This window comes from Aliifodinibius sp. S!AR15-10 (genome assembly GCF_031569985.1).
Lineage (GTDB): Bacteria > Bacteroidota > Rhodothermia > Balneolales > Balneolaceae > JAMQKA01.
Genome location: NZ_JAMQKA010000038.1, coordinates 20,062 through 46,700, shown reverse-complemented (window position 1 = coordinate 46,700; position 26,639 = coordinate 20,062). Strand labels below are relative to the sequence as shown.

23 protein-coding genes are annotated in these 26,639 nt (G+C 47.4%); 10 read left to right on the top strand and 13 right to left on the bottom strand.

Annotated features, from left to right (window positions below; translation table 11 throughout):
- Positions 1 to 147: 147 nt before the first annotated feature.
- The 3 genes from hisC to NC796_RS19495 all read left to right on the top strand — a co-directional run bounded on the left by hisC (position 148) and on the right by NC796_RS19495 (position 5,392).
- Positions 148 to 1,281: a histidinol-phosphate transaminase gene (gene hisC, locus NC796_RS19505; protein WP_310686907.1), complete on the top strand. Its 1,134-nt coding sequence runs from the start codon at positions 148 to 150 to the stop codon at positions 1,279 to 1,281.
- Positions 1,282 to 1,293: 12 nt separating this feature from the next.
- A complete protein-coding gene (locus NC796_RS19500) occupies positions 1,294 to 3,399 on the top strand; it encodes a thiamine pyrophosphate-dependent enzyme (protein WP_310686905.1) in 2,106 nt (701 codons plus the stop codon).
- Positions 3,400 to 3,559: 160 nt separating this feature from the next.
- Positions 3,560 to 5,392, top strand: coding sequence for a histidine kinase dimerization/phosphoacceptor domain -containing protein (locus NC796_RS19495; RefSeq protein ID WP_310686901.1), 1,833 nt, complete (start codon positions 3,560 to 3,562; stop codon positions 5,390 to 5,392).
- Between the two features lie 309 nt (positions 5,393 to 5,701).
- Here the strand turns inward: NC796_RS19495 and NC796_RS19490 are convergent, their stop codons facing one another.
- The gene (locus tag NC796_RS19490) at positions 5,702 to 6,406 is read right to left on the bottom strand and encodes a DNA alkylation repair protein (RefSeq protein WP_310686898.1); all 705 of its coding nucleotides are present in this window, start codon (positions 6,404 to 6,406) and stop codon (positions 5,702 to 5,704) included.
- 48 nt (positions 6,407 to 6,454) lie between these two features.
- Positions 6,455 to 7,822 carry a sulfatase gene (locus NC796_RS19485; RefSeq protein WP_310686896.1) on the bottom strand — a complete coding sequence of 456 codons (1,368 nt, stop codon included), beginning with the start codon at positions 7,820 to 7,822 and terminating at the stop codon, positions 6,455 to 6,457.
- Positions 7,823 to 8,131: 309 nt separating this feature from the next.
- Between NC796_RS19485 and NC796_RS19480 the strand changes: the two genes are divergently transcribed.
- The gene (locus NC796_RS19480; RefSeq protein WP_310686894.1) at positions 8,132 to 9,508 is read left to right on the top strand and encodes a DUF1080 domain-containing protein; all 1,377 of its coding nucleotides are present in this window, start codon (positions 8,132 to 8,134) and stop codon (positions 9,506 to 9,508) included.
- A gap of 34 nt (positions 9,509 to 9,542) precedes the next feature.
- The gene (locus tag NC796_RS19475; RefSeq protein WP_310686891.1) at positions 9,543 to 10,868 is read left to right on the top strand and encodes a Gfo/Idh/MocA family oxidoreductase; all 1,326 of its coding nucleotides are present in this window, start codon (positions 9,543 to 9,545) and stop codon (positions 10,866 to 10,868) included.
- 583 nt (positions 10,869 to 11,451) lie between these two features.
- Here the strand turns inward: NC796_RS19475 and NC796_RS19470 are convergent.
- The 6 genes from NC796_RS19470 to NC796_RS19445 all read right to left on the bottom strand — a co-directional run bounded on the left by NC796_RS19470 (position 11,452) and on the right by NC796_RS19445 (position 18,110).
- A complete protein-coding gene (locus tag NC796_RS19470; protein WP_310686889.1) occupies positions 11,452 to 12,216 on the bottom strand; it encodes an enoyl-CoA hydratase/isomerase family protein in 765 nt (254 codons plus the stop codon).
- 116 nt (positions 12,217 to 12,332) lie between these two features.
- The gene (paaZ, locus tag NC796_RS19465; protein WP_310686887.1) at positions 12,333 to 14,378 is read right to left on the bottom strand and encodes a phenylacetic acid degradation bifunctional protein PaaZ; all 2,046 of its coding nucleotides are present in this window, start codon (positions 14,376 to 14,378) and stop codon (positions 12,333 to 12,335) included.
- Positions 14,379 to 14,459: 81 nt separating this feature from the next.
- Complete coding sequence (locus NC796_RS19460; RefSeq protein WP_310686885.1) at positions 14,460 to 15,065, bottom strand: transferase hexapeptide repeat family protein; 606 nt, start codon at positions 15,063 to 15,065, stop codon at positions 14,460 to 14,462.
- Between the two features lie 93 nt (positions 15,066 to 15,158).
- The gene (pcaF, locus tag NC796_RS19455) at positions 15,159 to 16,364 is read right to left on the bottom strand and encodes a 3-oxoadipyl-CoA thiolase (RefSeq protein ID WP_310686883.1); all 1,206 of its coding nucleotides are present in this window, start codon (positions 16,362 to 16,364) and stop codon (positions 15,159 to 15,161) included.
- 47 nt (positions 16,365 to 16,411) lie between these two features.
- Entirely contained in the window at positions 16,412 to 16,858 is a 447-nt protein-coding gene (locus NC796_RS19450; protein ID WP_310686882.1) for a hotdog fold thioesterase, read from the bottom strand.
- 73 nt (positions 16,859 to 16,931) lie between these two features.
- The gene (locus tag NC796_RS19445) at positions 16,932 to 18,110 is read right to left on the bottom strand and encodes a 3-hydroxyacyl-CoA dehydrogenase NAD-binding domain-containing protein (RefSeq protein ID WP_310686881.1); all 1,179 of its coding nucleotides are present in this window, start codon (positions 18,108 to 18,110) and stop codon (positions 16,932 to 16,934) included.
- 142 nt (positions 18,111 to 18,252) lie between these two features.
- On the opposite strand from NC796_RS19445, the gene NC796_RS19440 reads away from it, so the two are divergent.
- Together NC796_RS19440 and NC796_RS19435 are read left to right on the top strand one after the other, a co-directional pair.
- Entirely contained in the window at positions 18,253 to 18,522 is a 270-nt protein-coding gene (locus NC796_RS19440) for a FitA-like ribbon-helix-helix domain-containing protein (RefSeq protein WP_310686879.1), read from the top strand.
- Entirely contained in the window at positions 18,519 to 18,941 is a 423-nt protein-coding gene (locus NC796_RS19435; RefSeq protein WP_310686877.1) for a type II toxin-antitoxin system VapC family toxin, read from the top strand. The genes NC796_RS19440 and NC796_RS19435 overlap by 4 nt, the downstream gene beginning before the upstream one ends.
- A gap of 2 nt (positions 18,942 to 18,943) precedes the next feature.
- On the opposite strand, the gene NC796_RS19430 is transcribed toward NC796_RS19435, so the two are convergent.
- From NC796_RS19430 to paaA, 5 genes are all read right to left on the bottom strand, one after another.
- Positions 18,944 to 19,735 (bottom strand): enoyl-CoA hydratase-related protein, encoded by a 792-nt coding sequence (locus tag NC796_RS19430; RefSeq protein WP_310686876.1) that lies wholly within the window; start codon positions 19,733 to 19,735, stop codon positions 18,944 to 18,946.
- Positions 19,736 to 19,875: 140 nt separating this feature from the next.
- Positions 19,876 to 20,382, bottom strand: coding sequence for a 1,2-phenylacetyl-CoA epoxidase subunit PaaD (gene paaD / locus NC796_RS19425; RefSeq protein ID WP_310686875.1), 507 nt, complete (start codon positions 20,380 to 20,382; stop codon positions 19,876 to 19,878).
- Positions 20,383 to 20,490: 108 nt separating this feature from the next.
- A complete protein-coding gene (gene paaC / locus NC796_RS19420; RefSeq protein WP_310686874.1) occupies positions 20,491 to 21,279 on the bottom strand; it encodes a 1,2-phenylacetyl-CoA epoxidase subunit PaaC in 789 nt (262 codons plus the stop codon).
- Positions 21,276 to 21,596 (bottom strand): 1,2-phenylacetyl-CoA epoxidase subunit PaaB, encoded by a 321-nt coding sequence (gene paaB, locus NC796_RS19415; protein ID WP_310686872.1) that lies wholly within the window; start codon positions 21,594 to 21,596, stop codon positions 21,276 to 21,278. Before paaB ends, paaC begins: the two co-directional genes overlap by 4 nt.
- 94 nt (positions 21,597 to 21,690) lie before the next feature.
- The gene (paaA, locus tag NC796_RS19410; protein ID WP_310686871.1) at positions 21,691 to 22,635 is read right to left on the bottom strand and encodes a 1,2-phenylacetyl-CoA epoxidase subunit PaaA; all 945 of its coding nucleotides are present in this window, start codon (positions 22,633 to 22,635) and stop codon (positions 21,691 to 21,693) included.
- Positions 22,636 to 23,133: 498 nt separating this feature from the next.
- On the opposite strand from paaA, the gene NC796_RS19405 reads away from it, so the two are divergent.
- The 3 genes from NC796_RS19405 (at position 23,134) to mddA (ending at position 26,593) form a co-directional block, all read left to right on the top strand.
- The gene (locus NC796_RS19405) at positions 23,134 to 24,861 is read left to right on the top strand and encodes a tetratricopeptide repeat protein (RefSeq protein ID WP_310686870.1); all 1,728 of its coding nucleotides are present in this window, start codon (positions 23,134 to 23,136) and stop codon (positions 24,859 to 24,861) included.
- 262 nt (positions 24,862 to 25,123) lie between these two features.
- Entirely contained in the window at positions 25,124 to 25,798 is a 675-nt protein-coding gene (locus NC796_RS19400) for a class I SAM-dependent methyltransferase (RefSeq protein WP_310686868.1), read from the top strand.
- A gap of 66 nt (positions 25,799 to 25,864) precedes the next feature.
- Positions 25,865 to 26,593 carry a methanethiol S-methyltransferase gene (gene mddA / locus NC796_RS19395; RefSeq protein WP_310686866.1) on the top strand — a complete coding sequence of 243 codons (729 nt, stop codon included), beginning with the start codon at positions 25,865 to 25,867 and terminating at the stop codon, positions 26,591 to 26,593.
- Positions 26,594 to 26,639 lie beyond the last annotated feature (46 nt).

Here is a 26,639-nt window from a genome sequence, read left to right as displayed (position 1 = left end):
TTTCGGTTATGCAGATTATTTGGAGGTAAAGTTAACAGGGTATAGGATAGTTCAAAACCTGTTTTCAATGTTAAGGCTTTCCCCGCCTTGGTTAAAAGTGTTAATTTGAAGATATTGGAGTATCAAAAGTCAGCTAAAAGTATCGTCATGTCTGAAAAGAGAAAGCGCCCGCTTGTACCTCCGAATATCGAAAGGTTAACGCCGTATGAGCCGGGTAAGACTATTGCAGAAGTGCAGGAGTTGTATAATCCGTCGCAGATCTCCAAACTTGCTTCCAATGAAAACAGGCTTGGTTGCAGCGAACGAGTACAACCGGCGGTTGAGAAAGCGTTGTCCACGATCCACGATTACCCGGATCCTATAGGTAGGAAGCTGAGAAGCAAAATAGCTAATCGACACGGCTTTGCCCGAGAGAATGTTATTCTTGGTTATGGATCAGAGAGCCTGATTGCCAACATGTGCCGAACTTTTTTTGACAAGGATGAAGATGCGATTACCTCCGAGGCTACGTTTGCCAATTTCTGGATCTATGCCGAGGTACAGGATATACCAGTCCACAAGATTCCTATGACCGAGGGCTATCGATTTGACCTGCAGGCGATGGCTGATGCTATTACAGAACAAACAAAATTGATATACATCGCCAATCCGAATAATCCCACCGGAACCTTTGTGACCCAAGAAGAATTTGATGCGTTCATGGACCGCGTGCCGGAGGATATTATTGTCGTGATGGATGAGGCGTATTTTGAATATGCAGAGACAATCCATGATTATCCCGATTCGCTCACCTATTCGCACGAGAATCTCCTAACGCTTCGTACTTTTTCAAAGGCGTATGGCCTTGCTGGTTTCCGTATTGGGTATGGGATAGGACATCGCAGGTTGATCGATATGATGATGAAAACCAAGCTTACGTTTGAATCCACCGCTCTTGGTCAGGCTGCGGCTTATGCTGCATATGATGACACCGCGTTTATTGAAAAATCCAGGAAGATGGTAGAGAAGGGCAGAGAGCGAATATATTCTTTCTTTGACCAGCATAATGTGGAATATGTACCTTCGGCAGCGAATTCCGTTATGATGATCTTGCCTGATGCGCAGCTGGCACAAAAGTTTACCCAAGAGATGTTGAAGAAAGGGGTTATCCTGCGCCGCACCCATGGATTTGATCTACCCAGCTGTATCCGAATTACAATCGGAACAGAGCGCGAAATGGACCATTTTGAAAGCAGTTTCCAGGAACTGTTTGATCAAATTTTCTATGAAAAAGATGCGTAAAATAGTCGTGTTATGGCAGATAACTCGTATTCAAAAACTACTGTATCTGAGACAAAGAAGGGCATCGACTGGAAGAGGATAGCCCGGTTCGTGCTTACCTCTCGGATCATCGATGACAAAGAGGAGAATGAACTGTTTCCTCAAAAGAAAGTGTCCTACCAATTTTCAGCAAGGGGACATGAGCTGGGGCAGGTGTTGCTTGGATCACGCCTGACCCATAGACATGATGGCGTGAGTGCATATTACCGGTCCAGGCCGATCCTGCTCACTTTGGGATTGTCAGTTGAGGAGGCCTTTGCAGCCTCCATGGCGAAGTCGGGCGGATACAGTGACGGCCGTGATATTGGTGTGGTCTGCAACAGGCCCGGAACCGGTGGCGAAGCTACTGTTTTGCCGATGGCCGGTGATGTGGGCTCACAGTATACGCCCGCGGTAGGCTGGGCACAGGGCATCAGCTATCATCAAAAGGAGCTGCAGGAGCAGGAATTTGAAAAGGCTATTGCCACAGTTCTCGGCGGTGATGGCTCGGTGGCAGCAAATGGTTTCTGGTCAGCCATTACGATTGCCACAACCCAACACCTGCCTGTCCTTTTTTATATCGAGGATAATCAGTTTGGCTTGTCGGTTCCCTCCGAGTACCAGACACCGGGCGGAAATATTGCAAAAAACCTCTACTCCTTTAAAAACCTCCGGATTTTTGACGGCGACGGTACTGAACCCGAAGAAGCCAATGAGCTTATTAAAGAATCGGTTGAGTATGTCCGTTCAGGGCGTGGACCGGTCTTGCTGCACCTTACAATGCCGCGGCTCGGGGGACATTCATCAACGGACAACCAGGCCTACAAGAGTGATGATTTGTTGGAGCAAGAACGGCAAAATGATCCTCTGCTAAAATTAAAATCATTTTTGATCCCCGATATTATTTCTCAGCAGGAATGGAATGACCTTCAAAACGAAGTGAAAAAAGAGATCGATGAAGCAGTAGAGGCAGCTCTGCGACGACCGGATCCTGATCCTTCAACAACAAAGAAGTACCTGTTTTCTGAAACAAAGCCGGATGGTACGGAAGATGTCCAGTTGATGGGTGGTCTGGCTCCACAAAATCACCAGTTCCCGGAAAGCAGTTATAAGGTGGAATCTGAGAAGAACCGGATCAATATTGTCGAGGCGATCCGGCGTACCCTCGAGTATGAGCTTGAAACCAATGCGAAGCTTTTAGTCTTTGGGGAAGATGTGGGAGAAAAGGGCGGTGTCCACGCCGCAACAATGGGACTCCAGAAGCAGTTTGGCGAACGGCGGGTTTTTGATACCAGCCTCTCAGAAGAGGGGATCATAGGCCGGGCTGTTGGATTAGCCTGCGCCGGTTTTATGCCAGTGGCCGAGATTCAATTCCGGAAGTACGCTGATCCCGCCACAGAACAGCTGAAAAATTGTGGAACTATACGCTGGCGTACCAACAACCGCTTTGCGGCTCCCATCGTAGTCCGCATTCCCGGGGGTTTTGCCAAGTTTGGTGATCCCTGGCATAGCGAAAGCTTTGAATCCTTCTTTACCCATGCCGTCGGTTGGCAGGTAGCGATGCCGAGCAATGCTGAAGACGCGGTGGGCCTGCTGCGAACGGCGATGCGATCTAATAATCCCACGATCTTTTTTGAACATCGCAATTTGCTGGATGCCAAGTACGCCCGCCGGCCTTATCCCGGCGATCACTATGCGGTGCCGTTTGGCAAGTTAAGCAAGCTGCAGACAGGCGATGAGCTGACCGTCGTAACATGGGGTGCAATGTGTGAACGCTGTGAGGAAGCTGTGCGTCAGAGAGGAATATCAGCAGATATCCTGGATCTGCGAACACTCACGCCTTGGGATAAGCAGGGCGTGTTGGAATCTCTCAGAAAGACTAATCGTTGTCTGGTTGTGCATGAAGATACACAGACGGCGGGGTTCGGCGCTGAAATATGTACCGTATTGGCTGATGAGGGCTTTTCATTGCTGGATGCCCCGGTGGAGCGGCTGACGATGCCGGACATCCCGGTTCCCTATAACCTTTCACTCATGAAGTCCGTAATGCCCGGTGTTGAACAGATTGGAGCAAAAATGGAATCGATAATCAGGTTTTAAAAATCTATAATGGTTGTTAAATTGAAATCCATCCAACATTAAATTATCCTTACAAACAATTCTGTGTTGGCTGTTTAACCACCATTTCAATATATATAGCTTCATACCGTTGCGCTTTTTGATTATTGAGGGAACTTACTAGAAGAAGCTTCTTTTTTTCATGAAATTAAGTACCAAGCTTTTATTGAGTTTTAGCTTTGTAGCACTGCTGCTGGCTGGCATCGGTATATTTTCTCAGTATTATAACCAGCAGATCAAAAATCAGCTGGTAGAAGAAAGTGAGCATGCTATTATTGAGCTTGCCTATTCGGGGGAGATGGGACTAAAACTATATCACAGCTTATTAAATGCCCAATATTTTCTGGACAAGCGCTATAACCAGAGTATTCAGATAGATACCTCCAACTTTCAGATACGTGCGGCCACAGCGAGTAAGAAAGTTAAGTCCTCCCTTGACGATTTTAGTTCAAAACTTGATTCTGCGAGGCTCATTCTGGAAAATCACAAATCCCAATTTAACGAAGACCATGGAGACCATCAGAAGCTGTTGAACGTGCTTAATAAGTTGAAAAGTCGTTTCGATATTTATCGGGCGCTTGTGAACGAGCTCTTTAAACTTGCGGCGATAAGTTATGAAGATGGCCGGGAGTTTTTGAGCGTTACGGTGGAGCCCTATTTCCGTTCCAACCTGATTCCACTGATAGAAGAGGTTAGGATATCAAGCAGAGAAAACATGGATCAACAGATCAACGCCCTTAACGCAAAGCTGGAGTTTGCCGGTACAATGTTGGCATTCGCAACAATAATTGCATTATTGCTTTCAATCGGACTTGCGCTATACCTGTACCAGTCTATTGCCACACCACTCCAAAAGTTGAGTGAAACAGCCAAACAGATAGGAGAAGGAAATCTTGATGAGCGGATTCAGATCGGTTCCCGGGATGAAATAGGGGCCCTGGCCAATGAAATAAACAGGATGGCGGAGAATCTGAGTAAAATTACATTCTCCAAAGATTATGTTGACAATATCATCGAATCAATGGCAGATGCACTGGTGGTTACGGATGATCATTTTCGTATTGAGAGGGTTAATTCGGCAGCTCGTTTAATGCTTAAATACCCGGATGAACAGCTGGTTGGGGAACCCCTGGACATCTTGTTTGATGACGTCAGTGAAGAGGAGTTGAACAAGATAAAGGAGGACAAGGAGCTGGAGAATTTTGAAACCCTGTATAGGACGAGCGAAGAAAAAGTGGTTCCCGTCAACTTTTCAAAAGCTGTCATGCATAACTCTGATGGTTCTATGAAAGGCTTGGTATGCCTGGCCAGTGATATTACTGATCGTAAACAGGCGGAAGAGCAGGTGAAAAAATCACTGAAAGAAAAGGAGATTCTGCTTGCTGAGATTCATCACCGTGTAAAAAATAACCTGGCCGTTATTTCGGGTATGCTGCAGATGCAGATCTGGGAAACGGAAGATGAAGTTGCTGAAACAGCCCTGCGTGACAGTCAGTTGAGGGTGCAGTCAATAGCCCTGGTTCATGAAAAGCTGTACCAGTCAGAAAATCTTTCATACATAGAGTTTGATAAGTATATACAGGATCTGCTGGATGCAATCGGCAGTACATACATGAATGAGAAAGAGGATATCATGATTGAGACAAACCTTGAGTCGGTGGCCCTCAATATTAACCAGGCGATTCCATGCTCCCTGTTGCTGAATGAGCTGGTTGTGAACGCATACAAACACGCTTTTACCGCTAACGGCGGGGGAATCATTAGCATCGATATGTGTGAAAGGGAGGGAAGGATACACGTTAAAGTACGCGATAACGGTGCCGGTTTCCCCAAAGAGTTCACCCGGGAATCCACTGAGAGCCTGGGAATGTCTATTATTACCACTCTTATCAAACAACTCGACGCCGAAATTGATATTTACAACGACAACGGGGCAAATATTGATTTCAACTTCGCACAAGAAGAGGTCGTGTAACTTTCATTTCTCACAAATATTGATGGTTTGTTGTAAGATACTGTTGAAATGAGTTTACCTGGTAATCTAATCCTAAGGTAACGTCAGTTCGACATAAAAACTGTCATTGCAAGGGATTCAGCGACCATCGGGATCCCGACACCTGTCGGGAGGCAATCTCCCGATGGGGGAACAAAAAAACGGACGGGCAGATCGCCGCGTCGACCTCATCGTTAAGCTAAATAGGGCAACAAAGCCTCCTCGCGATGACAGTTATTATTTTGAGTTAGTCTTATCTCGAAACCCAGGTTACTTGGTGAGAAATGCGGGTTAGATAATGCCTTTGAGGTATGCTTTTCGCTTTTGTTCAGGAAATTTTTCTATGGCGTAGCGCAGCATCGTACGCGGCATTTGTTGATAGTGCGACTTCAAGAATTTTTCTTCAGCTGCCATATCTTTATTGCCGATTTCCCGAAGTGCCCATCCTACTGCTTTGTGAATAAGGTCATGTTCATTATGCAAAAGCAGTTCCGCAATATTTTGGGCATCACTGAAATCTCCCTGGTTGATAAAATGCATGCAGCTCATTATTGCGATGCGTCGTGACCAAAGATTATCAGATCCGGCCAAATCATATAAAACTGACCGGTCCCGGTTTTCCAGGTGTGGCCCGACAATTTTGGGTGCAGAACTGTCCACCAGGTCCCAGTTATTAATCATTCCAATATTTTCCATGTAATAGTGGTAGACTTTTTCCCTTAACTCCTCGTCTCCTTTCTCAAATTTGTATGTCAGGATAAAAACAGCAGTCAACCGCTCTTCGTGATACTCCGATTGCAGCAACTTTTCAACCCCCTGCAGCGGGAGTTCTTTGTGTGATTTCGCAACTTTCCGTTGCACCGGCACGCGGATACCCAGGAACTTGTCTCCCTCCCCGTATTGCCCCTTGCCCGTTTTGAAAAAACGCTTTGAGTGTGTAGCAATCTCTTCATCGGCCTGTTCCCTCAACTTTTTCTGAACAGATGTATAGTCCATTTTTTGATAATGCTGATATTTAAAAATTGAATTATTTATGAATGAAGATTATTCCCGGCCAGGAATCTCAATCCCCAAGTCGCTGGCCCTCATAATCATTCTATCTTGAATCTTTTTCACGATTTCCGGGTATTCTTCCGCACGGTTAAACCGTTCACCGGGATCGTTTTGTAGATTGAAAAGTTGTGGCTTTTCCTCCACTAGTCGCAGTTTCCATTTCCCGATACGCATCGCTTCCAGACTGTTTCTCAGGATATAAAGATATTCTTCTCGCGGGGAATGCCTTTCATCACCCTTCAGGAATGAGATAAGATTATATCCATCTATTGGATGATCTGGTAACTTTCCTCCTGCGATTTCAATAAGCGTTCGATAGATATCGGGACTGGCCACTAGCTCGTCAGTTACCTGCTGCCCTGGTATTTGATCCGGCCACTGCATCAGCGCCGGGACGCGCGTGCCGCCTTCATACGTAGTGGCTTTTGATTCTCGAAGCAGGCCTGTTGTTCCCTGATGCCAGGGTTTATTGCCCTCTTGCAGCATCCGGTCAGGTAGGTTTAGCCAGGGACCGTTATCAGATGCAAAGAAGACGATGGTATTATTCAATATCCCTTGTTTATCCAACGCATTCAGTATTTCTCCTACACTCCAGTCAATCGTTTCAATCACGTCACCATAAAACCCTCCTCTTGATTTGTCTCGGAATTGTTCGGTCGTATGAATAGGAAGATGAGGCATGTTATAAGCCAAGTAGAAGAAAAAGGGCTCTTCTTGCCCGGCTTTAGACTCGATAAAACTAACTGCTTCTTCTGTATACCGTGTTGTCAGTGTATTCTGGTTGATCGGATGCTCTACAATGGTCGTATCACGAAAGAGAGCCAGGGGTTCTTCCGTTTGCACCCATGGCTTGCGGTAGTCGTTGGAGTAGGGGAGGCCAAACCAAGAGTCGAAACCCTGGTTGGGAGGAAGAAACTTGGATTGTTTGTAACCCAAATGCCATTTGCCCGCCATGCCCGTGTTATAACCCGCCTCTTTCAATGCTTCGGCCAGGGTTATCTCGCTGTCGGGGAGTCCACCTACTCCATCGGAGCCGGTAGCACCGCCGAAGTCCACACGTGGCATATAGCGACCTGTAATAAGCTGTGTCCGAGAGGGAACGCACCAAGATCCGGTTACGAACGAAGTAAAGCGCACACCTTGCTCACCCAAACCATCGATATTGGGTGTTTTAATGGTAGGATGCCCATAACTGCTCAGATCTCCATAGCCCATATCATCCGCAAAAAGAATGACAATATTGGGCCTTTGTTGTTCTGAACCACTATTAGAGGAGGAGTTGCATCCCGATAACGTAACAAATAATGTGATCAAACAGAGTACAAACTGTCGGTGTAATTTCATGTGAAACCATCCCATAACTTAATCTCAATTCATTAATACCCAGGCAGAACTTAAAATAGTCAATCGTTGTGAATACGCAATGTTGTAATTTGGTTTCCGGTTAACCTGGGATATTTTTTTACACTGGATCTGAGTGGCACTTTATTTTAATCCTTTTTTTTTAAAATGGTCGATTTCATTATGAGAAAATTACTGGTATCAATTTTTGTAAAAAGGGAGCTATTTGCCTAAGCTTTTGGATGGGAAAAGTACATTTATAGGACAGAAAAGGGTATAAGGTATCACAAACTTCAATACTTACAATTATAAATTGTTTTAATCTCTATGAAATACTCTAAATCTATATTACTGCTAGTACTTCTTTTACTACCTGTGCAGTTGCTGGCCCAGGATGGCTGGCAACAGCTGTTTAACGGGAACAATCTCGACGGATGGACGCAACTGAATGGCGAGGCGGAATACCGTGTCGAAGATGGGGCGATCGTGGGCCGGGCGGTGCCCAACACACCTAACTCGTTTCTGACGACCGAACAGGACTATGGCGATTTCATCCTTGAATTTGAAGTGTTTATGGATACCCAGATGAACACCGGGGTGCAAATTCGTAGCCTCAGCACTTCTTCCTATATGGACGGCCGCGTGCATGGCTACCAGGTGGAGCTGGATCCGTCCCGTCGGGCCTGGAGCGGCGGCATTTATGATGAGGCTCGTCGGGGATGGCTGTACCCGCTGTCCAGTAACCCCAAAGCGCGTTCGGCCCTTCAGCTCGGCCAGTGGAACACCGTGCGTATTGAGGCGGTCGGCTCCTCCATCAATACCTGGATCAACGGGGTGCAGTGTGCCCGCCTGGCCGACGAGGAGACCTCGGAAGGATTTATCGGCCTGCAGGTGCATTCTATTGGTGATGAATCCCTGGCGGGAGCCGAAGTCAAATGGCGCGACCTGCGTATTATGACGAGTAATTTGGAGCAGCACCGCCGCACGCCCGATCCCCAGGTCCGACAAATCAGCTACCTGAAAAATGAGCTGACCGAGTGGGAGAAATCACACGGCTGGCAACTGTTGTGGGATGGAAAAACAAGTGATGGCTGGCGTGGTGCCAAGCTCGACCGGTTCCCCGAAAGCGGTTGGGTGATGAATGATGGTGTGCTGACGATCCAGGCCACCGACGGGGGCGAGGCCACCGGTCCCGGCGATATTGTGACCACCGACCTGTACAGCGATTTTGAGCTGGAACTGGAGTTTAAGATTACCGAAGGGGCCAACAGCGGGATCAAGTATTTTGTGGACCCGGATCTGAACAAGGGACCCGGCTCGGCCATAGGAAATGAGTTCCAGATTCTGGACGACCAGCGTCATCCCGATGCCAAAATGGGCGTGGCGGGGAACCGGACCGTGGCCTCCCTTTACGACCTGATTCCGGCGACCAACCTGGAATATCCCTACCGCGGGAAACCGTTTAACGGGGTAGGTGAGTGGAACAAGGCCCGCATCGTCTCGAAGGACGGGCACGTGGAGCACTGGCTCAACAACGTGAAAGTGGTCGAGTATGACCGGTTTTCCCAGATGTTTGCCGCTTTGGTGGCCTACAGCAAATACCAGAAATGGGAAGATTTTGGTCGGTGGCCACAGGGACATATCCTGTTGCAGGATCATGGCAACGAGGTCCACTACCGCAGCATCAAAGCGCGCAAACTGTAAATCATAGTATTTAACTCAATAAAGAGATATTGTTATGGGATCACGAAGAGATTTTATTAAAAAAACGACATTGGGTGCCGGCGGTCTCGCAGTGGGGCTTTCGGCCAAAAGCTATGGCCAGGTGCTGGGGGCGAATGACCGCATTCATGTGGCTTTTATGGGCTGCGGCCGGCGGGTTGGCGCTTATTATGAGAGCCTCTCGGACCCCTTCAACACCGAGTTGGCTTATATCTGTGACGTGAAACAAAGCCAGCGCGAACGCGTGGCTAATGACCTCAAATCCGACCTGTCTTACAGCCCGAAGCTGACCGATGACATTCGGGTCGTACTGGAGGATTCCGATGTGGATGCGGTCTTTAATGCCACGCCTGACCACTGGCACGCGCCGGGAGCCATCATGGCGATGAAGGCCGGCAAGCACGTGTATGTGGAAAAGCCGTGCAGCCACAACCCGCGCGAAAGTGAGCTACTGGTTCAGGCCCAGCAAAAGTACAACAAGGTGGTACAGATGGGTAATCAACAACGTTCCTCCCCGCATACTATCGAAATTATAAACGAGATCCACAATGGGGCGATAGGACGCGCCTACAAAGCGGTCGCCTTTTACAGCAACAGCCGGGGAGAGGTGCCCAATCGCACCCGGCAGGCCCCGCCCTCCGACCTGAACTGGGAGCTGTTCCAGGGACCGGCCCCCCGTGAGGATTACCATCACAATACCTGGGACTACAACTGGCACTGGTACGGATGGAAATGGGGCACGGCCGAGACCGGCAACAACGCCACCCACGAGGTGGATGTTGCCCGATGGGCCCTGGGTGTAGACTACCCCGAGCATGTGTTTGTGGATGCCGCCAAGCAGCACTACCCCGACGACGGGTGGACGATGTACGACACCATGTACGCCACGTTTACATTCCCCGGCCAGAAGGTCATCAATTGGGATGGCAAAAGCCGCAACGGGCTTGAAACCTATGGCAGCGGCCGTGGCACGATTATCTATGGCACCGAAGGTTCGGTGTTTGTGAACCGCGGCGAGTACAAGCTATACGACCGGGACGGCAACCTGGTACGCGAGCGGTCCTCCGGCGGAAGCGAGCAGGGCACGGCGCTTGGCGGTGGCGGCAGCATGTCGACACGCCACGTGGCCAACTTCCTGCAGACGATCCGGGGGCAGGCCGACCAGCAGAACTCCCCGATTGATGAGGGCGCCAAGAGCGTGCACCTGTGTCACCTGGCCAACATTGCCTGGCGCGCCGGCACCTCCTTTGATGTGGATACCTCAACCGGTCATGCTTATGATCGCGAGGCGATGAGCCTTTGGGGTCGGGAGTATGAGCCCGGCTGGGAACCCAAAGTGTGATGTAAAGCTTTATAACAGCTAAATTATTTAGGGGAAGAGATGAGACATGCTCTTCCTCTTTTTTTATAACCTCATTTGGGAATAATCCTACTTCTTTTTTCAAACTGAAAATAAAGGGTCATTCAGGTTAAACCTTGAGATATACGAAGATGTCACAGTGAACCACAGAGTTTTTCATAAGCAGCTTTGTGTATCCTTATGAATCATCTAATTTCACATTTCACCCATTGGAATCAGGATGGACAGGATTAAAGGATTTTCGGGATACCTTCTCAAGTAAACATTACCATCATACAGATCATATATCCCGGTTCTAATTTGCATCTCGTTCCGTACCTCCGGTGCGGAACGCCCCCTGGTACCTCCGGTACCATCAACTAAGGGGTACCACCATAGACTGTTGCGCACCATTTAGGAAAAACATGCACACCGTTAAAAAAATGATGCGCGCCATTTCTAATTCGTTCAATTACAACTGGAACGGGCGACCTTTTAAAGCTCTTTTTGATTATTTGACAGCTACCAGAGGTAGCGTTGGGCGTTGCAGACCGGAGGTCAGCAACGAGATGAATAGATTGAAGTCCTAGGATTTCTCTTTAAATTTTTGGATAAATATCCTGGTATAATCCGAAAGAACCAGCCTACCACTGATTTCTGCACGCTGTTCCAGCAGGGTGTCCCAGTGATCGGTACCCCTCCAGAATACTTTTTTGAGCTCCTTCATGGCTTCCGGGTTATATTGGGACAGGTTTGTGGCGAGTTCGTTAACAGCATTGTCCAGCTCTTTGTGAGTCTCAAAGATATGGGCATATAATCCTTTATTATGAGCCCATACTGCGTTGTACCACTGGGTGGCATCGATAGCCAGGGTGCTGAAATTAGTCTCCCCGATTTTCCGACGAACTGCAGGTCCTACTACAAAAGGTCCTATTCCCAGTGCCAACTCACTAAGTTTTATTCCTGCTGAGTTATGTGCCAGCGTATGATCCGCAGCAGCTGCTATGCCTACGCCTCCACCCACGGTTTTGCCCTGAACCCTTGCTATAATTAGTTTCGGACATTTCCGCATGGCATTGATCACGTGGGCAAAACCCATAAAAAAGTGTTTACCTTCGTCGAAGTTCGAAATTTCCAGGAGCTCATCAAAAAATGCCCCCCCGCAAAACGCCCCGTCTCCATCGCTCTTGATGATGATTACAGGGGCATCTTCTGTCTTGCCCATATCAATAATCGTTTCAGCCAGATTTCTCAGCATTTCACCCGGCATGGAATTGCCTTTGGGGTGGTGAAAGGTGATTGTAGCTATTTGGTTGGTGATGTCTCTGTTAATAGATCCGCTATCAGGCATTTCAAGATAAATTTAATTGTTGCACAAAGTTACTCAGAGTAGGCACAGAGGTACACTAAGACGAAACTTGGTGAAACTTTGTATTTTCTTTGTGCTTCTTTGTGGTATAGTTTTGATTAATCTTCATTATCTATATCTAGTCTTTCACGTCTCTTAATAAGAGTCAAAATAGTGTAATCAGCTACCAGTTCATCATCCTGGTTGGTGACCTCCACATCCCAGTAGATAATGCCAAACGGGTACTTGTCCTTTTCCTTCTTTTGGCGAACTTTTTTACTCTTCACAATAAGCTTGGCCCTGATCGTCTCACCGGGGGTAACAGGCGCCACGAAGCGCAGGTTATCCAGCCCGTAGTTAAGCAAGACAGGTCCCGGTGCGGGATCGACAAACAGGCCGGCCGCAGCCGAGAGAACAAAATATCCATGGGCAACCCGCTTCCCGAAAAGCGAATCTTTGGCGGCAATTTCATCAAAATGGGCATAAAAATGATCGCCGCTTATGGCGCCAAAGTTGGAGATATCTGCCTCCGTAACCGTTCGCCGGTGAGTTGTCAGGGCTTCTCCCACTTCCAGGTCTTCAAAATATTTTTGGAAGGGATGTTTTTCCGCTTCTTCCGTTTCTCCTCCCTTGATGTATTGGCCCGTGATCTCCGTAAGTGTGGTAGGAGAGCCCTGCAGAGCCACGCGCTGCATGTAGTGCAGAACCGCTCGCGCACCCCCAAGCTCTTCACCCCCGCCTGCATGACCCGGACCGCCGTGAACCATGTGGGGCATCGGTGATCCGTGGCCGGTCGATTCGTCGGCACAATGGCGATTAACAACCATAAATCGACCGTGGTAGGGAGCGCACCCCAGTGTGATATCTTTGGCAACCTGGTCATCGGCAGTGAATAAAGAGCCAACCAGTGAACCATCGGCCTTGTTGGTCAACTTAATCGCTTCTTCGATCGATTGGTAGGGCATAACCGTTGTCATGGGACCGAAGGCCTCCACCTTGTGAATCGGGTCAATTTCCAGGGGTTTGTGGCAAAGCAAAACTTTTGGAGAAACGAAAGCACCCTCCCCATTTTCTTTACCATCAGAATAAGCAGATTCTGTTACCTCTGTCAAATCCTGCATGCTGCTGGCAAAGCGATCGGCCTGTTCAACGCTGGCCAGCGGTCCCATGGATGTTTCCTTTTGTGTTGGATCTCCTATCGTAATCGATTTGAGCCTGTTTTTTAGCGCTTTTATTACTTCTTTGGCGCGTTCCTGGGGGACGATGGTGCGTCGGATTGCAGTACATTTTTGCCCGGCCTTCACCGTCATTTCGTTAACTACTTCTTTAACGAAGAGATCAAATTCCTTCATCTCCGGGGTTACATCGGGGCCCAGGATGGAGGCATTTAACGAATCCGCCTCTAGGTTAAAGCGCACGTTGTTGGTAATGATATTGGGATGGGATTTAAGCTTTTGCCCGGTTTCGGCAGAGCCGGTGAATGCGACAGAGTCCTGGCTGGTGAGGTGATCCAGCAGATCGCCGGGCTTATCGGCCGCAATATATTGTACGGCCCCTTCCGGCAGGAGTTTGGATTCAATGATATTCTTGAATACGGCATGCGCCAGGTACGATCCGGTGGGGGCAGGTTTAATGATGGCGGGAAGTCCTGCAATAATCATTGGCGCCAGTTTTTCCAGCATTCCCCACACCGGGAAGTTAAATGCATTAATCTGTACCCCAACACCGTGACGGGGCACGCAGATATGCTGCCCGACGAACGTGCCCTTTTTAGAGAGCCTCTCCACACCGCCTTCCACATGGTAGGGCGCATCCGAGAGTTCAATGCGGGCCTTGCTGGAGAGGGTAAACATTGACTCGATTCCCCCCTCGATATCGATCCAGGAATCCTGCCGCGTGGCACCGGTGTGGGTTGAGAGTTCGTAATACTTTTCTTTTCGCTCAAGAAGATACTTGGCCAAAAATTTGATTTTAAAAGCCCGTTCGTGTATAGACATCTCCCTGAGTTTGGGGCCGCCTACCTGCCGGGCATATTCACAAGCCCCCTTGTAGTCGAGATCAGCCTCTACCATCTGTGCCACGGGTGTACCGTTTACGGCACTTATAAGATCTTTTTCTGTGCCTTCCTCTGCCCAATTACCTTGAACGTAACTTGTAACCTTCATAGGATACCTCGGTTTTAACAGTTCTTGGAATCCGGAAATGGGAGTCAGAATTTTCTGAAGAGCCCATCCTGACTTCTGAATTCATAGTTCTGAATTCTTTTTTTCTCCCCACGTCTCATATCTCTTCGACTGGCTCGGCCGATCCTCCGGCTCTTCCCGCAGGGGTTCACATTCTCTGAGTGTTTTGTGAAGTTCTTCCGGCAGTTTTTGATACAACTTGGTCCCCTCGGTTTTCCACCGGATCATCTCATCAGAAACATCCTTGACGATTCTACCGGGATTACCAACAACCAATTTCCGTTTTGGGATCTTCATGCCCTCAGGCACAAATGTGAGCGCTCCGACGATACATTCCTCCCCTAATACCACATTATCTGTCACCACTGCATTCATACCTACCAGGCAGTTGTTGCCGATATGGGCTCCGTGAATCACAGCACCATGTCCAATGTGAGCATTTTCTTCCAACACAACTGTTACCCCGGGAAACATGTGTATCGTACAATTCTCCTGCACATTGCAGCCATCTTTGATCACAATTTTGCCCCAGTCTCCACGAATTGCCGCACCGGGTGCGATGTATACATCCTTGCCAATAATCACATTGCCGGTGACAGCCGCCTGTGGGTGAACAAAGGCGCTTTTGTGAACTACTGGTTTGTATCCATCAAATTCGTAAATTGCCATAGGTTATTGAACGCTGATGAAGCGGATTTTAACGGATTGCCACAGATTAAAAAGTTTGTGAGAATCAGCTTGATCAGTGTTATCCGCGTTTTATTAAATTTTTTCTAGAATTACTGCCATGCCCTGTCCAACCCCTACACACAGGGTACAGAGTGCGTATTTTATATTCTGCTCATGAAGTTCAATTGAAGCCGTTTGCAGCAGTCGGGCTCCCGACATACCGAGTGGGTGCCCCAGGGCTATGGCCCCGCCATTGGGATTAATTCGCACATCATCATCGTCTATTCCCAGCTCTCGGAGTACAGCCAGGCACTGAGCGGCAAAAGCCTCATTTAGTTCGATGATATCGATGTCATCAAGGGTTAGACCTGTGCGTTTAAGTACTTTTTGGGTGGCACCAACCGGTCCCATGCCCATGATACGCGGTTCTACCCCCACCACCGCCGACGAGACGATTCGAGCTTTGGGAGTTAAGTCGAAGTCTTCGATCGCCTTATCGCTGGCAATAAGCATGGCACAGGAGCCGTCATTGAGTCCGCTGGCATTTCCCGCTGTTACGGTCCCATTTTCTCGAAAAGCAGGCTTTAGTGAAGAGAGAGCTTCTACAGTTGTGTCCGGACGGATATACTCATCAGTATGAAAAATCTTTGGTTCTCCCTTGCGCTGAGGAATCTCGACCGGCATGATCTCTTTCGCCATGCGACCGCTTTTCGAAGCCTTGGCCGCTTTTTGTTGCGACCAGGCTGCAAACTTATCCTGGTCTACCCGGCTTACCTTGTATTTATCGACGATGTTTTCGGCCGTTTCGCCCATGGCCTCACTGCCGAACTGCTCCTTCATTTTGGGATTTACAAATCGCCATCCAAAAGTGGTATCATGCATTTCATTGGTGCCAGAGTACGGTGCTGATCCCTTCCCCAGCACAATTGGGCCCCGTGTCATGTGCTCCATCCCACCCGTTATAAAAAGGTCTCCTTCATCGGATTTGATTGCCCGGTATGCATGGACGGCACTGCTCATCCCGGAAGCGCACAGTCTGTTGACCGTTTCGCCGGGTACCGTAACGGGAAGCCCCGCCAGCAGCGCTGACATCCGGGCCACATTTCGATTATCTTCGCCCGCCTGGTTAGCACAACCGAAGATGACATCCTCCACCCGTTCAGGATCAATTCCTTGATTTCGGTTCATCAACTCACTGATTGTCATAGCCGCCAGGTCATCAGCGCGGATGGGGGAGAGGGCACCACGGAGTTTCCCAATCGGGGTTCGGATGGAATCTATGATGAAGGCTTCGGACATTGTACTTTAGTCTTGGGTCATGTATTGTGAGTCGTTACTACCTACTTTTAAGCTTCCTTTTTCTTCGTCTCTTCCGGAAAATGGTCGTTTTCAGTTCGATAAACGGTACCCCGAAACACGGCTACTTTCTCTTCGTCATTTCGGGTAATTGTTATCTGGTAAACTCCTATGGTACGACCCACGCTCAATTCTTCAGTTTTGGCCGTCAACAGATCTTTCTCAGTTATTTTTTTGATGTAGGAGATATTGTTTTCAAGTGCCAGCGAAACTTTCCCGTGTGTATTGGCGGCAAATGCCAGGGCGCTGTCAGCCAGTGAATAGGCGATGCCCCCGTGTGCCACCCCAAATCCATTGAGCATTTCAGGTCGTACGCTCATTTCAAGAGTCACGCTCCCCGGTTTTATTTCTTTAACACGTATTCCGAGCCAGCGACTGAACGGATCATTACCGATCATTTTTTGGACCGATTTTTCGGCCAGGGTCTGTTTGTCCATATTAATAAGAAGCTATCAGTTGTCAGCTATCAGCTTTTAGAACAAATAAAAACTGCAGGCTTATACATTTACATTAGTAAAACGTTTCGCCGTTTCTAACCTTGCGTTTAATCAGTGGATTTGGCCGGTAGCGATCTTCCCGGTATTCCACCTGCAGGGCGGAGAGCTGGTCGAGCACTTTCGGGAGCCCAATTTCATCGGCCCACTTAAGCAGGCCCTTTGGATAATTTACACCTTTTGTCATGGCCAAATCCACATCTTCAACCGATGCTATATTCATAAATACAGCATCTGCTGCTTCGTTGATCAGCATTACAAGGATTCGATTTAAAACTTTTTCTCCCAGCTTTTTCTCTTTCATTGGTTCGGGTTTATTTGCCTCTTCTTCATACTCGTAGAACCCCCTCCCGGTTTTCTTTCCCAGAAATCCTGCTTCCACCATCCGTTTTTGAGTAATAGACGGTTTGAAGCGCGGATCGTAGAAAAATTCTTCAAATACAGTTCGGGTCACCTTGTAATTTACATCGTTACCGATAAGGTCCATAAGCTCAAAGGGGCCCATTTTGAACTCCCCCATTTCTTTCATCGCCCAGTCGATGGTCGGCACGTCGGCTATGCCCTCTTCCAGCAGACGGAGTGCTTCTCCATAAAAAGGACGTGCCACACGATTGACAATGAAGCCCGGGGTATCTTTAGCGATAACGGTTGTTTTGTCCCATTTTTTTACCAGTTCCCTGGCAGTGTCCACAGCCTGTTGACTACTGGCAATGCCGGGAATGATTTCTGCGAGCGGCATCAGCGGGGCCGGATTGAAAAAATGAAGACCCACAAATCGTTTGGGGCGTTTTAGAGCGGAAGAAATAGCGGCAATCGAAAGGGAAGAGGTGTTCGTAGCCAAGATGCAGTCGTTGGCCGCAATTCCCTCCAGCCTACGGAACGTATCCTGCTTGATTTCCAGGTCCTCAGGAACCGCTTCGATAATCAAGCTGCACTCACCGAACCCGGTTAAATCCTCAGTAAAATCAATTCTCTCCATAATGCCGTTAACCTCTTGTTGGGTCATGCGCTCTTTTTCAACCTGTCGCTGAAGAATGGACCGGAGCCCATGTTTGGATTCTCCCAGTTGGTCGGGATAACTGTCATAGAGCACTACATTATGCCCATAGGTGGAGGCAACCTGTGCTATTCCCGTGCCCATCGTCCCGGCTCCTACAACTCCTATTAGATCTTCTTTATTCAACTCACTGACCATAAATATCACCGTTAGAATAGCTTTTACATGTTCAAAATACGAATAATGGAGGTAATGACAAGCTTCTGTCGGGTGGAAAGGAGAAGGAAAAACGGAAATAGATAGGGCAGGTTTGTTGCAAATAACTTTTAATTATGATATCATGATGATATCAACTGTCACTAATCATATTACCATGTCTGATGTATTGATTAGAAATATCGACAAAGAGACACTCGAGAAACTGAAAAAGAAGGCAGCTGCAAATAACCGGTCGCTGCAAGAAGAGCTCAAGAACCTGCTAGAAATGCATGCTGGTCCCGATATTGAGGAGACAAGAAAGATGGTACGAGAAACATTGGCCAAATACCGGACAGAGGGTAGAATGTTCTCCGATAGCGTAGATGATATTAGGGAGGACAGGGAGCGGTGAAAGATCTGGTAATTGATGCTTCTGTAGCCGCAAAATGGCTTTTCCTTGAAAAGGGTTCGGACCAGGCTGAAATGCTTATAGAAAAGATAAATTTCTTTTTCGCTCCCTTGCTATTTCCGATGGAAATGAATTCAGTGATAACAAAAAAAGTAAGACGAGATGAATTAAATGTTGATGAGGCTAACAAAAAAAGAGTACAAGTCAGGAAGTTGCCTTTCAAAATTGCTTGGGATAAACAAATCGATGAACTCGCCTTTGAATTAGCAATCTCACTACCTCTCACATATTATGACTCAACTTATATTGCTTCAGCTATTGAAAATGATGCTGTTTTAATAACGGCTGATGAGCGTTTAGTAAATGGTATGTCAAATACTTTAATTAATAAGTATATCAAAAGCTTGGAAGAATTTAATTGAAACTATTTCCCCTTAAAGTTCGGCTCCCGTTTTTCCAGAAATGCCTGCACCCCTTCTTTGTAGTCCTCGGTCATACCTGCTTCAGTTTGGAGTTCTGCTTCAAGGTTAAGCTGGGAGTCAAGGTTGTTTTGCAGCGATTGGTTGATGGCTCTTTTGTAGAGACCGAACGCTCTTGTCGGCATCTGGGCCAGTTTGTTGCAGATTTTATTCACTTCATCCATTAAACGATCGGCTTCTACTGCTTTGTAGATCAGGCCTATTTCAACTGCCTTTTCAGCCGTTATTTTGTCATTCAGCATGAAAAGGGCGTTTGCACGCTGCAGCCCTACCATTCGGGGAAGGAAAAAGGTACCTCCACTATCTGGAATAAGTCCGATTTTGCTGAACGCCTGCATGAACATTGCATCCATCGAAGCCAGCACAATATCGCAAGCAAAGGCGATACTTGCCCCAGCCCCGGTAGCTGTCCCGTTAACAGCACAAACTACCGGCTTTTCGAGATAACGGATCCCCCTGATGACAGGATTGAAACTGGTCCGAACGGTATCTTCAAGCCGATACTTCTCGTCAGATTCCTCGCGATCCACTACTTCTGGTAGATCTTGTCCCGCGCTGAAAGCTTTGCCTTTACCGGTAAGCAGCACGCAACGGATCTCCGGGTTGTGATTTGCCTCATCCAGCGCCTCCTGAAGTTGCTTCGCCATCGGTTCAATAAAGCTGTTGAGCCTTTTGGGCCGGTTGAGTGTTATAGCCCAAACATTTTGATCGAGATCGGTTGTAATTAATTTTTCCATATGTAATAGGGCTACGGATTTACACAGGTTTTAAAGGATTTATTTTTCCTAAAACAAACAAGCAATTCAAAATGGATTAACCAATAATGGAAAGATGAACATCTAATACAATCTGTACAAATCTGTGCAACTCTGTGGCTCTAAATGCACTTAAAATGTTCAAACGGTTCCTGGCAATCGTTGCAGTAATATTGCGATTTGCAGGGAGTAGATCCAAATTCACTTTGCAACTCAGTATTTAAGGACTCGCAGTAGGGACAGGGGATAATCTTGGTTTTTTTGAGCTCTTTGAGAACATTATCACCTGAGGAAGTTTTACCCGGGGGCGCAATACCGTAATCTTTGAGTTTTTGCCTGGCTTCCCCAGTCATCCAGTCAGTGGTCCAGGTTTTGGAAAAATCCTTTTTAACCTCGAACGATTTAATCCCTTTTTCTTTGAGTGTTTTATTGATCTCTTTTTGAATAGCACTCATGGCCGGACAACCGGAATAAGTGGGTGTTATTTTTACGACCACCTTTTCGTCTTGAATCTCCACTGATCGTACAATACCCATCTCCACGATATTGAGCACCGGGATTTCAGGATCGGTAATATTTTCCAGCAGCTCCCAGATCTCTTCTTTATGGTATGTAACGGTCGTTGCCATAGGCTACAAAAATTCAAATCATCTAATCATAAACGAACTCAATAACTCCATCGTCTTTCATATTTAGGATTTAATTCCTACATTTTTTAATTTTTCATTCCTAATTCCTTACTCCCAGTTCGCTTCAGGATAGGAGCGCCGCAAGTGCTGCATTTCAGCCAGCAGATGTCCCAGGTGCTCCGTATGAAATCCCGTTCGCCCGCCGCTGACCATATATTGATCAAAGTCGGGGACTTCAAGCGTCGCTTTTTCCAGGATCTCAATTACGGTTTCTTTCCATTTGGGCCTTATTTCTTCCAAGTCAACTGCCAGGTTTTTATTCCTCAAATGTTTATCCACCTCATCCGTGTAAAAAAGTTCATCGGTGTAGGTCCATAGTTCGTTAAATGCATCCTGAATTCGCTGGTGACTTTCTTCTGTACCATCGCCCAGTCGATATACCCACTCACGGCTGTGGCGCAGATGGTATTTTATCTCTTTCAGGTGCTTGGCAAACATTCCACCTAGCTGGCTATCATCAATATCACTCAACTTTTCGTAGAGTAAATAACTGAATGTGCTAAACAGAAACTGCCGGGCAATCGTAAAGCCAAAATCTCCTTTCGGGAGTTCTACCATTTTGAGATTCTTGTACTGGGGATCATCCCTAAAATAAACAATATCGTCACGGTGCCGGCCTTTGCCCTCAACCTCTGCAGCATATTCGTATAACGTTGCGGCATGACCGATATAATCGAGAGCGATATTGGCCAGGGCGATGTCCTCTTCCAGGATCGGTCCGTGCCCGCACCACTCGGAGAGGCGATGCCCGAGAATCAATCGATCGTCTGCCAGGCGCAGAATATACTCGAAAAGTGCATCTTTACTGGTTGATATGGAGTTGGCTGTGCTGCTCATTTTCGTTTCTTCACCGCCCGCGGTGTGCTGTAGAATTGAGGATGGCGATACGGTTTGTCATTGGCAGGGTCGAAAAAGGGACCCTGATCTTCCGGAGTTGAAGCTACAATCTGATCGCTTGGAACAACCCAGATATTCACGGCCTCATTTCGCCTAGCATAGACATCACGGGCATTTTGAAGGGCGATCTCAGCATCGGGTGCGTGGACATTTCCGGCATGCTCGTGCGGCTTCCCATCTGTTCCTTGGGTGAACACCTCCCACAGCGGCCACTGAGTGTCATTGGGATCCTTCTTTTTTTTGTTATTCTCGTTCATAACTATCATCAATAAATGAAACGCAAATCAAACGAATCTCGAAGAATAAAATTTCAGCGAAAATCAGTTTAACATCTGTATAACCCGCGTTCAATTAACTTGCTTTTTCTTCCTTTAACTTTTGCTTACGTGCATACTCCTCGGCGGCCTCTCTGACCCATTGCCCTTCCTCATGGGCCTGGCGGCGCGCGTTCATTCGTTCACGGTTCATCGGTCCGTTGCCCCGTATCACATTCCAGAACTCGTCCCAGTCAATTTCGCCGAACTCCCAGTGCCCGGTTTCTTCATTGAATTCCAGCTCCGGGTCGGGAATTTCAAGTCCAACAGCATGCGCTTCAGCCACATGGCGGTCAACGAAACTCTGGCGTAGTTCATCGTTGGTTTTCTGTTTGACATCCCATTTTAGCAGTTCGGCGCTGTTCGGGGATTCGTCATCATGGGGGCCAAACATCATTAGTGTAGGCCACCACCAGCGGTTGAGCGATTCCTGCACCATCTCTTGCTGCTCCGGCGTCCCCTCAGCCATGGTGGCAACCATCTCATAGCCCTGCTTTTTGTGGAAGTTCTCCTCTTTACAGATGCGAATCATCGCCCGAGAGTAGGGTCCATATGAGCTACGGGCCAGCATGGTCTGGTTGATGATAGCAGCCCCATCCACCAGCCACCCGATAATCCCGACATCAGCCCAGGTCAGCGTGGGATAGTTGAAGATACTCGAGTACTTTGCCTCTCCGGAGAGCAATTGATCAATCATCTCCTCCCGGCTGATGCCCAGCGTTTCCGTAGCACTGTAGAGATACATTCCATGCCCCGCTTCATCTTGCACTTTGGAAAGCAGCACCATTTTTCGGCGAAGGGAAGGAGCACGGGTAATCCAGTTTCCTTCCGGAAGCATTCCTACAATTTCGGAATGCGCGTGTTGCGACATCATTCGTATGAGCTGCTGGCGATATCGATCGGGCATCCAGTCTTTGGGCTCAATCTTTTCCCCTTTATCAATACGCTCCTGAAACTTCTCTTTTCTGGCTTGTTCTTCCATAGTAGCTGACCTTTTTATTCAATTAATTATAACATAGTTAGGCGGGTAAAAATTCACAAGCGGAGTATGTGTGATGCGTAACGAGTAATGAGTAATGAGCAGGAGTTTGTGTGGGGACTGGTAGTAGTTATTGCTTGATGAGGCGGATTCTTATTCAATAAAAAATGGTGTTGTACACTCCTCCTGCTGAAGCGGCACTCCCCTCGAGGGGAGATTACTATTAGCGTTGATTGTGATTTTAAATCTAACATAAATCCCCTTCTTGAGAACCTGTCCCGACTGCCATAGGGAAGGGGAACTTCGCGGCTGGAGTAATAATCCAAGACATAAGCAAGGAGTGGTCGGGAGGGGTTGCTCCACAATGATAAATACTTCTCTACATGAGTAGCTACAATTATCAGTATGTATAGCTAAATATTTGATTTTGCTAAAATTTACTCACTTCTTTTAGTACTGTCTATATAAAGAACGGGTGTCATCAAGCTAGCAATCCACATATTGCTGATCACATATGCAGTGAGTCAAGCCTCTGCTCAGGAAGTTGCCCAACCGGAATCGCTTCCCGACACCGCGCTGGTGCAAGCGCTTATCGATTCCAGCTTTGAATACTCCTACTCCGATCCTGACCTAGCCATTACTTATGCCGAACGGGCATTGACACTTTCCCGGGAGATTAATTACAGGAAGGGGATAGCCGGGGCACTTGACGAGCTGGGGTATGCCTACAACACCAAAGGAAACTTTGCGAAGGCCATTGATCATTTTGAGAAAGGAATTGAGGTGAGCAGGGCTGTCGGCGACAGCCTTGAACTGGTCTCGATACTGAACAACCTGGGTAATACATATAAAACACAAAATGAATACGAACGGGCGCTGGAGTACTATTTTGAATCGCTGGCACTATGCGAACAGATGGAACTGGAACGGGGCGTCAGTGTTACGCTGGGAAATATCGGGCTCTGCTACTTTGAACTGAAGAACCATGACCAGGCCCTGGAATACTACCAAAAAGCCCTTGAAATAAATCAACGCCTCGGCAATAAGGCCTCTCTGGCCATAAACTACAACAATATCGGGCTGTTGCATGGGGATGAAGGTCGGTTTGAGGAGGCACTTCAGTACCATCAGAAGGCACTTGAACTGCGGCGGGAGCTGGGCTATACCATGGAGATCGCCAACAGTCTCAATAACATCGGCCGGCTGTATATGCAGCAAAAGCAACATAAGCCAGCAGTGAGCTATCTTAAACAGGCATTTCTGATCAATGAGGACCGTGACCCGGAACTCACCTCAATAATTCACGAAAACCTGGCAAAAACATATATCGCAGCCGCACAATACGATTCGGCACTTGTTCATGCAGAGCAGACACTGGAATTGTCTGAAGATTTCGGAACAAAGCTCGGTATGAAGGTAGGCTATGAATTGTTGGCAAAGATTCACAAAGAGCTTGGAAATTATAGAAAGGCGTTCGAAAACCAGCAGAAGCTTACAGCGGTTAAAGATTCCATTCTGAACGAAGAAAAGTCCCGGCAGATCAATGAATTACAAACCAAATACGAGACGGCTCAGAAGGAGAAAGAGATCGCCCTTCTTGAAAAAGAAAAGCAGCGGGAAGCCCTGTTACGTAACGCTTTTCTGGCGGGTCTTATTCTTATTGGCATCATTGGATTATTGGTATATAACCGGCAGCGTCTGAAAATAAAGAAGAATCGGACGGAGCTGGAAAATCGTCGCCTGAAAGAACAGAAAATGGAGCAGGATCTGGAATTCAAAAACAAGCAATTGACCACCCACACCCTCCACCTGGTACAAAAGAATGAGGCGATGAGGGAGCTAAAGGAAAAGATTACTGATATCAGGCAGCAGGAGAATGGGAACATTAACAAGGCGCTGCAAAAGCTTCGAAACCTGGTGGACTACAGCTTTAGCCTGGATGACGATTGGGAGCAGTTCCGGCTCTATTTTGAGGAGGTGCACACCGGTTTCTTCGATGTTCTGAAAGAGGAGTATCCTGATCTGACACCCAATGAGCTGCGTCTGGCCGCCTTGGCCAAACTGAACCTATCCATCAAAGAGACCGCCACTATCATGGGCATAACGCCTGCCAGCGTCAAGACTGCCCGCTACCGCCTCCGAAAAAAATTGGATATGGAGACGGAAGAAAACCTGACAGAGTTTTTAATGGAGGTGGAGGATAGAGGTATTTCAAACACGTCGGTTTGACTCAATACTCGTATCTTACAATAATTACTTCTCATAACGCATTACGCATCACTCATTTCGTTATTGTTGACCAATTGTTGACCCGCCTAAAATTGCCCTTTGAAGCCAAATAAGATAGGTTTCCTTCAGTAATCAATAAACCGTTTTCTTCCGAATAAACTCATCAGAGGAAAGTAAATCCAAACTGGAAGAGTCGCTTAACCTGGGAGCTGATATCATGCGGTTAAGTGTAAATGATAATGAATAGACAAAAAGGGTAGCTATGGAAAACGCAAAAGAAAACCAGCCCGAACCTGAGTTTATGGCACAACAACTCCGAAAGCCATCCGGCGAGCACGCTGGGGATGTAGGACAGAAAATGAACAAGGTTAATGGGCCTCTTTATGATTTAACATTTGATGTGATGCAGCCCCGGGATAACGAGGCGATCCTGGAGGTCGGATTTGGCACCGGTAAATTTTTCGACAATCTGTTTGCCCGTGCCAAGAGGCTGAACGTCAGCGGCATTGACTATTCCGAAAAGATGGTTGAAATGGCAAGGCAAGACAACCAGCCCTCCATCAATTCTGGGAAACTTGATCTGAAGCTGGGTAACAGTAGTGAATTACCCTATGCGAGTGAATCATTCGACAAGGTGTTCTGCAATATGGTAATCTACTTTTGGGATCATCCCGAATCGCACCTTAAAGAGATTCATCGCGTGCTAAAACCGGGAGGTAAGTTTTTTACCGGCATGCGGACCCGCGAAAGTATGCTGGTCTTTCCTTTTGTGGAGTACGGTTTCAACCTATACAGCATCAGTGAATGGGAGGAGATTCTCACCCGACATGTGTTTTCTGTTATTAATACACAAACGCAATTGGACCCGGAACTCGAAATGGGAGAGAATAAAATCCAATTGAAATCATGCTGTATTGAAGTCCAAAAAGTAGGGTAGTGGGAGGACTGTAGTTCTTGCTGCATGCCAACTGACTAATAACTTAAATTAGATTCAGGAGTCATTATGAAACGTTTCTCAGTATTTGTTTACGGCGTACTTTGCTATTTGATTTTTTTTGCCAGCTTTGTATGGTTGATTTTGTTTGTCGGGGATTTTGAAACGTTGGTGCCCACCACCTTGAACGGTGGCACGACAGGTGCCTGGCCACAGGCAGTATTGATAAACATCGGTTTAATCGCCCTTTTCGGGATACAGCACACTGTGATGGCCCGGAAATCATTTAAAAAGTGGTGGACCAGTATAGTAGCACAACCGATAGAGCGAAGCACGTATGTGTTGTTCTCCAGCCTGGCAGTCCTTTTGCTTCTTTGGTTCTGGCAACCGATAACCGCAACTGTTTGGAACATAGAAGTCACTTGGGCGTCGCTTATCCTGCAATGGGCTTTCTGGCTTGGATGGCTTATCCTGTTCCTTTCTACCTGGATGATTGACCATTTTAACCTGTTTGGACTCAAGCAGGTTTGGAACTACTGGAGAGGTAACACGCAAAATCCACCGGGCTTCATGAAACCGGGCTTTTACAAGTTTGTTCGCCACCCGCTCATGGCTGGCTTCCTGATCGCTTTCTGGGCAACACCTCACATGACCGCAGGCCATCTGCTTTTTTCTGCGGGTATGACAATTTACATCCTGGTGGGAGTTTATTTTGAAGAGAAAGCAATGGTGCGTCGATTTGGAGAAGACTATAAAGAATACCGGGAAGAAGTCCCCCGGTTTTTCCCGGGTATGTAAGGAATTAGCCCGGAGAAGCGACAAATAAAACCATCATTATTCCAAA

Excerpts from the sequence above, each read along its gene's own strand:
- pcaF (WP_310686883.1), bottom strand. The coding sequence starts at position 16,364 with ATGTCCGAAGCCTTCATCATAGATTCCATCCGAACCCCGATTGGGAAA.
- paaZ (WP_310686887.1), bottom strand. The coding sequence starts at position 14,378 with ATGAAGGTTACAAGTTACGTTCAAGGTAATTGGGCAGAGGAAGGCACA.
- NC796_RS19495 (WP_310686901.1), top strand. The coding sequence starts at position 3,560 with ATGAAATTAAGTACCAAGCTTTTATTGAGTTTTAGCTTTGTAGCACTG.
- NC796_RS19475 (WP_310686891.1), top strand. The coding sequence starts at position 9,543 with ATGGGATCACGAAGAGATTTTATTAAAAAAACGACATTGGGTGCCGGC.
- NC796_RS19470 (WP_310686889.1), bottom strand. The coding sequence starts at position 12,216 with ATGCCTGATAGCGGATCTATTAACAGAGACATCACCAACCAAATAGCT.
- NC796_RS19450 (WP_310686882.1), bottom strand. The coding sequence starts at position 16,858 with ATGGACAAACAGACCCTGGCCGAAAAATCGGTCCAAAAAATGATCGGT.
- NC796_RS19400 (WP_310686868.1), top strand. The coding sequence starts at position 25,124 with ATGGAAAACGCAAAAGAAAACCAGCCCGAACCTGAGTTTATGGCACAA.
- NC796_RS19480 (WP_310686894.1), top strand. The coding sequence starts at position 8,132 with ATGAAATACTCTAAATCTATATTACTGCTAGTACTTCTTTTACTACCT.
- mddA (WP_310686866.1), top strand. The coding sequence starts at position 25,865 with ATGAAACGTTTCTCAGTATTTGTTTACGGCGTACTTTGCTATTTGATT.
- NC796_RS19440 (WP_310686879.1), top strand. The coding sequence starts at position 18,253 with ATGATGATATCAACTGTCACTAATCATATTACCATGTCTGATGTATTG.
- NC796_RS19445 (WP_310686881.1), bottom strand. The coding sequence starts at position 18,110 with ATGGTCAGTGAGTTGAATAAAGAAGATCTAATAGGAGTTGTAGGAGCC.
- paaB (WP_310686872.1), bottom strand. The coding sequence starts at position 21,596 with ATGAACGAGAATAACAAAAAAAAGAAGGATCCCAATGACACTCAGTGG.
- NC796_RS19490 (WP_310686898.1), bottom strand. The coding sequence starts at position 6,406 with ATGGACTATACATCTGTTCAGAAAAAGTTGAGGGAACAGGCCGATGAA.
- hisC (WP_310686907.1), top strand. The coding sequence starts at position 148 with ATGTCTGAAAAGAGAAAGCGCCCGCTTGTACCTCCGAATATCGAAAGG.
- paaD (WP_310686875.1), bottom strand. The coding sequence starts at position 20,382 with ATGGCAACGACCGTTACATACCATAAAGAAGAGATCTGGGAGCTGCTG.
- NC796_RS19485 (WP_310686896.1), bottom strand. The coding sequence starts at position 7,822 with ATGGGATGGTTTCACATGAAATTACACCGACAGTTTGTACTCTGTTTG.
- NC796_RS19460 (WP_310686885.1), bottom strand. The coding sequence starts at position 15,065 with ATGGCAATTTACGAATTTGATGGATACAAACCAGTAGTTCACAAAAGC.
- NC796_RS19500 (WP_310686905.1), top strand. The coding sequence starts at position 1,294 with ATGGCAGATAACTCGTATTCAAAAACTACTGTATCTGAGACAAAGAAG.
- paaC (WP_310686874.1), bottom strand. The coding sequence starts at position 21,279 with ATGAGCAGCACAGCCAACTCCATATCAACCAGTAAAGATGCACTTTTC.
- paaA (WP_310686871.1), bottom strand. The coding sequence starts at position 22,635 with ATGGAAGAACAAGCCAGAAAAGAGAAGTTTCAGGAGCGTATTGATAAA.
- NC796_RS19430 (WP_310686876.1), bottom strand. The coding sequence starts at position 19,735 with ATGGAAAAATTAATTACAACCGATCTCGATCAAAATGTTTGGGCTATA.